Raw genomic sequence first — 5,658 nt, 5'->3', positions numbered from 1 at the left:
AAGAAAGGCGAACCCAAGAAAGGCGAACCCAAGAAAGGCGAGCCCAAGAAAGGCGAGCCCAAGAAAGGCGAACCCAAGAAAGGCGAACCCAAGAAAGGTGAGCCCAAGAAAGGTGAACCCAAAAAAGCGCAAGGACCAAAGCAGGCAGATCCGAAAAAAGGCAAGCCAATAAAAGATGCGAACAAGGTTGTTGATGGCGAGCGTTTCAAGAAGTTTGGAAGCATGCAGCAGCTGAGTGATCGAGAATTACAGAGAGCGCTTATTGAGACAAAGGGTGCGGGTACATCCAAGGTCAAAAAGCGCGAAGTAGATGGTATGAAGTTGATTCAGGAACTCAACCCTCTTGAGCGACAGATATTCGATCAGTCTATGCTGGCAGGGGTCAAGCGCATCACTCAGTATCTTGACGCTCCCAAGAAAGATGGAAATCGCTATCAAGGCGTGATCACAATATTGTTAGATCGGCAAGGGAAAGTTAATGCTATCGCCTTTAAAAAACGCTCTGGAAACGATGCGCTAGATGAGGCGTTTTACAGTGCAGTATTAGGTGCGGGATACTTGGAGCTTCCGTCAGATCCGGATGCACGGAGAGCGATGGTCACTTTTCCTTTGAGTTTGACCTATGATGAGAGCGATATGGCAGATTAAACCACGCTCAAATGTTAAGATTTCGCTGGGATTTTAACTGTTAATTATCTGATGCATACCAAGCGACAGCAGAACAATGCTTTTCTTAGGCTTTTGCTCGCGAGCATATTGATTCATAGCTCGGCGATCGTGGCGTATTTGTTTTCACAAGAAGTGAGCCTTCCATCCCCGCAACAAAAGAGCGTTAAGGTTCAACTGCATGTTGAGCAACCTCTACCTCAACTTGAACAAGCTCTTGAATCCACGCCGCAAGAACCAGAACAACAAACCTTAGATGTGCCGCTGCAAGATCAGCCCGAAGAGCATCTGCCAGCGCACAATAGTGAAGAGTTCGCCAGCAATAACCAAAGTAAAGAGATAGAAGGAATAATAGTCGCCGGTGGCGGCAATGAACGTGACGTTGAGCATATTGCGGAAACTGAAAAAACACCTAGCACGCAAGAAGAAATCGAAGATCTCGAGGTGTCAGAAGGTTTGACAGAAGAGGTTGTGGACGAGAGATCAGAAGAAGCGCGAGAGGTGGTCAGTACGATAGGCTCCAGCAACCAAACGCTGCTAGGTGATGCGGCTGGCACTGCAGAGGCTGAGTCATCAGAGAGTGCCTCAAGTCGCGCCGTTGAAGAGTTTAGTATTGACGCACTGCCAAGCCTGGAAGAGTTGACTATCCCGGGCGAGTTCCTTGAAGGCATCGGTAATCTGGAGTTGCTAAGTGATGGCGAATTATCAGACGCCTTGGTGGAGCAACCCTTTAGCGAAAACGAATCAAAAGAGTTGCAACTGGTTAATCGTTATTTGGCGAGAATGAATAAACAGGTCCTGTCGTTTTGGATCAACCCATACAAAGGGAATCAGCTGCATCGAGGCATTATTAAAGTTGAGCTCAGTTCGAGTGGATATCTTGAAAATGCGTATATTTATCGATCGAGCGGGCATACCCTGTTAGATATTTCGGTCCTTGACGCGATTCGCGCCGTGCCGCGTTATGAGGTGCCAGATAACGAAATTATTACAGCGCGCTACTATACCAACCTAAGTTTTCATTATTCGTCGATCGAAGAAGAAACAGAGCTCATGCCGTTTGAGCAAGAACGAGAAGAAATTAATTAAGGAACCACATTGCAGCACCCTACAGTTCAAGTTATTGGTAGAAATGAAGAGTATTTTCCCGAAGATGCCCGTCGTCTCGTCATCGAGCCACCCGCATGCTCATTGGAGCCTAGCATCCGCCAAGCGCATATTCTGACCTTTAACTATCGTAGTTACAGCTTCTTCAAAGATTCGAAAGCCGAAAACGTATCATTTGGAATTGGCGGCGAATTTAGTCAGGATGAAGAGGTCTTACCTAATGGTAGATATCAGCAAGTTCTTCTTTTTATGCCTAAGTCCAAGCCCGAGCTAGAGCTTTATTTAGATATCGCCGCAAATTTTGTAGAAGGCGATGGTCGTGTTTTTCTCGTTGGTGAGAAGAAGGCGGGTATCGCAAGCGGCGCAAAAAGACTCGCTCAGCGAGCGGAGAAGAGCGAAAAGCTCGACTCGGCCAAACACTGTCAATTGTGGGAAGCTACAGGTTTTGAGGCGAGAGATACATTTGATGTCAATTCTTACGTTGAAGAACTGTCGGTTGATATAAACGGAACCGATCTCAAACTTGCTGCAATTCCTGGAGTATTCGCTTCCGGAAAGTTAGATGAGGGCACGCAATTGTTGCTGGAGCAAAAAGTAAGGCGCTTGAAAGGGCGCACCTTAGACTTCGGTTGTGGTGCTGGAGTTATCGGGGCTTATTTAAAAAAGGTCAATCCAGAGATAAAACTAGAGTGTATAGACATTAACTGGTTCGCGCTTTTAGCTACTAAAACAACGCTAAAGTTAAATGGCTTAGAGGGTGCGGTTTACCCAAGCGACGGTTGGTCAGAGGTGAAGGGGAGGGTTAATGGCGTTGTGACGAATCCTCCATTTCATCAAGGCGTTTCTACTGAGTATGAAACCACTGAGCGATTTATCCGTTCCGCTCACTCCAAGATGGCGCGATACGCGCCGATGTACATCGTGGCTAATAATTTTCTGCGCTATCCCACTATCATTGAGTCGGTATTTGGAAAGTGTACGTACTATGCGAAGAGTACTAAGTTCAACGTTTACTATTGTGAGCGTTAATCCTATTGAGGTGGTTCCATGAGTTATTTCCTTAGAAAGAATATCGAGATGCCAAATGAAGCGAATGCTCTTGCCGGACGAAGCGAGCCGTTAGAAATCGAACCAACGCACTTCGTGAATGGCCGCACCATTTTTGCCCCTTACCCTGCTGAAATGAAGCAAATCGTCCTTGGGTTAGGCTGCTTTTGGGGCGCTGAGCGGGCCTTTTGGGAGCTTGATGGTGTTTACGTTACGTCCGTGGGCTACGCTGGAGGTTTTACTAACAACCCTACCTACGAAGAGATTTGTTCAGGAATGACAGCCCATACTGAGGTTGTTCATGTAGTCTACGACCCGGACATCATTAGCCTCATCGAGATTTTAAAAGTATTTTGGGAGAAACATGATCCAACGCAGGGCATGAGGCAGGGGAATGATCTTGGTACGCAGTATCGATCGGCGATCTATTACTTAGAAGAGTCTGATTTGGCCGTGATAAAAACGAGCTATCAGCAATACCAAAATGCACTCGAAGAAGCAGGGCTTGGAAGTATTACGACTGAGATCGCGCCTTTGAAGGAATATTTTTATGCCGAAACCTATCATCAGCAATATTTAGCGAAGAACCCTAATGGATATTGCGGTTTAGGTGGCACGGGTGTGACCTGCGGCGTCCCTTAGCGCGATCTATTCTCAAGGCAAAAAAAAGCCCTTGGAATCCAAGGGCAAAGTCCACTCTAGCGTCTCCGCTAGTGATAACAAATCTGAAACGTCCGGTATCAGATATATATTCACCTTACCCACCATAATTAGAATATACATACTAATTCACACGAGCATATTTGACTTTGTTGCATTCGCTTGCGCCAAAACAGGGCGTGGCAGTCGCATGCTTTGGATTTTTTCGCCCGCTATTGGTGCGACAGGTTCTTGGTCAGGCTTTGTCTATACGCAAATATACGTACTAAGTGTCTGATTTATCTTAGTTTCTAGGAAACGGCGCAGCACTTGCTCTAACCCCCTGCAGGAAGATCGCATACAAGCACTCCTAAAAAACAAACAATAATTCTTCGAACGGGGAACGTTAACGATGAAAAACTTTAAGACTAAATTGGCGACCGTTGCTGCTGCAGTGTCGCTGTCTGTCGGTGCTTCGGTTACATATGCCGCTGATACCATCAAGGTTGGGGTACTGCACTCACTATCTGGAACGATGGCAATTTCAGAAACAACATTGAAAGACACCGTTTTGATGATGGTAGAAGAGCAAAATAAGAAAGGCGGGGTGCTTGGGAAGCAGCTAGAGGCTGTGGTCGTAGATCCTGCGTCAAACTGGCCTCTATTTGCTGAAAAAGCACGTGAGCTTATCGAAAAAGAAAAAGTGGCCGCTGTGTTCGGGTGCTGGACATCTGTTTCGCGTAAATCTGTATTGCCTGTATTTGAAGAGTTAGACAATATCCTGTTTTACCCGGTTCAGTACGAAGGCGAGGAGTCTTCGAAAAACGTATTTTACACAGGCGCTGCGCCAAACACTCAAGCAATTCCAGCCGTTGACTATCTTGCCGAACAAGGTGTAGAGCGTTGGGTGCTTGCGGGTACTGACTATGTATATCCACGTACAACAAACAAAATTCTAGAAGCATACTTGAAAGATGCTGGTGTCGCTGAAGAAGACATCATGATCAACTATACGCCTTTTGGACACTCTGATTGGCAGAGCATTGTAGCGGACATCAAAAAGTTCGGTGCAGAGGGTAAGAAGACTGCAGTTGTATCAACCATCAATGGCGATGCGAACGTTCCATTCTACAAAGAGCTTGGCAACCAAGGGATTTCTGCGGAAGACATTCCTGTAGTAGCGTTCTCGGTTGGTGAGGAAGAGCTTGCTGGTCTTGACACTGCGCCTCTAGTTGGCCACTTGGCTGCTTGGAACTACTTTATGAGTGTTGAGTCCGATGCGAATGACGAGTTCATCGAGGCATGGCATTCATACATCGGTAACGAAGATCGCGTTACAAACGACCCAATGGAAGCAACTTATATTGGTTTCAACATGTGGGTTGAGGCGGTAGAGAAAGCCGGTACTACTGACCCATCTGCTGTGCAAGATGCGATCATCGGCGTTTCTGTCCCTAACCTTTCTGGCGGCTTATCGACGATGATGCCAAACCACCATATTACTAAGCCAGTTTTGATCGGCGAGATTCAAGAAGACGGTCAATTCCAGGTTGTGTCGTCTACAAATGGTCTGGTTCAGGGCGATGCATGGTCTGACTTCCTACCAGGTTCAAAAGACGTTATCTCTGATTGGAGAGCGCCTTTGTCTTGTGGTAACTACAACGTTAAGACTGGTAAGTGTTCTGGTCAAAACTTCTAATTACCATAGAAGTGCGAAAAAGGGAGTCTTTGGCTCCCTTCTTTATTCAAACCAACTAAAACAAAAACAATCCAATTTCATCTCCAAGGAACCACCATGGCGAGCCTAAGAAATTGCTTAGGGCGATCGTTTATTGCCCTAATACTTACAATAATGTCCCTGTCAACTCACGCAAATGATACCGGCCTTTACGAGCAAGGCATCGATTTGCTTATAACTGGAAAACTAAAAAAAGTTGAGCAAGGCGTGAGTAAGCTCATCGCATCAAAAAATGAAAGCGCTGATATGGCGCTAGAAGCTCTATTGAATGGCGATCTGTACCGCCATAAAAAACAAAAACAACTTGTGGTACTCGAATCTAAGTCGAGTGAGGGTATGCAGGTTGTCTACTTAAATGAACCATCTAAATCGGAACTCATTACCAAAAAGCGGGCTATAAAACGCGTTCCTGTTAATAATAATCTGCGTCGTGAAATTCGGGCTTATCTCGCAGCCAAAAA

At 46.0% G+C, this 5,658-nt stretch carries 6 protein-coding genes; all 6 read left to right on the top strand.

The genetic code is table 11. The annotated features are described in order from the left end of the window. A partial coding sequence (locus tag A3751_RS04935; protein ID WP_082863063.1) for a TonB C-terminal domain-containing protein occupies positions 1–648 on the top strand: 648 nt, incomplete at its 5' end. A gap of 51 nt (positions 649–699) precedes the next feature. Continuing rightward, complete coding sequence (locus A3751_RS04930; RefSeq protein WP_068452895.1) at positions 700–1,755, top strand: TonB C-terminal domain-containing protein; 1,056 nt, start codon at positions 700–702, stop codon at positions 1,753–1,755. A gap of 9 nt (positions 1,756–1,764) precedes the next feature. Then, positions 1,765–2,802: a methyltransferase gene (locus tag A3751_RS04925; RefSeq protein ID WP_068452892.1), complete on the top strand. Its 1,038-nt coding sequence runs from the start codon at positions 1,765–1,767 to the stop codon at positions 2,800–2,802. A gap of 18 nt (positions 2,803–2,820) precedes the next feature. Next, positions 2,821–3,462 carry a peptide-methionine (S)-S-oxide reductase MsrA gene (gene msrA / locus A3751_RS04920; RefSeq protein ID WP_068452889.1) on the top strand — a complete coding sequence of 214 codons (642 nt, stop codon included), beginning with the start codon at positions 2,821–2,823 and terminating at the stop codon, positions 3,460–3,462. Between the two features lie 409 nt (positions 3,463–3,871). Next, positions 3,872–5,158 carry an urea ABC transporter substrate-binding protein gene (gene urtA, locus A3751_RS04915; protein ID WP_068452887.1) on the top strand — a complete coding sequence of 429 codons (1,287 nt, stop codon included), beginning with the start codon at positions 3,872–3,874 and terminating at the stop codon, positions 5,156–5,158. A gap of 153 nt (positions 5,159–5,311) precedes the next feature. Next, on the top strand, positions 5,312–5,658 hold a 347-nt coding region (locus A3751_RS04910), incomplete at its 3' end, for a hypothetical protein (RefSeq protein WP_369821224.1).

The organism is Oleiphilus sp. HI0080 (genome assembly GCF_001635135.1).
This window is presented reverse-complemented; position numbering and strand designations above follow the sequence as displayed.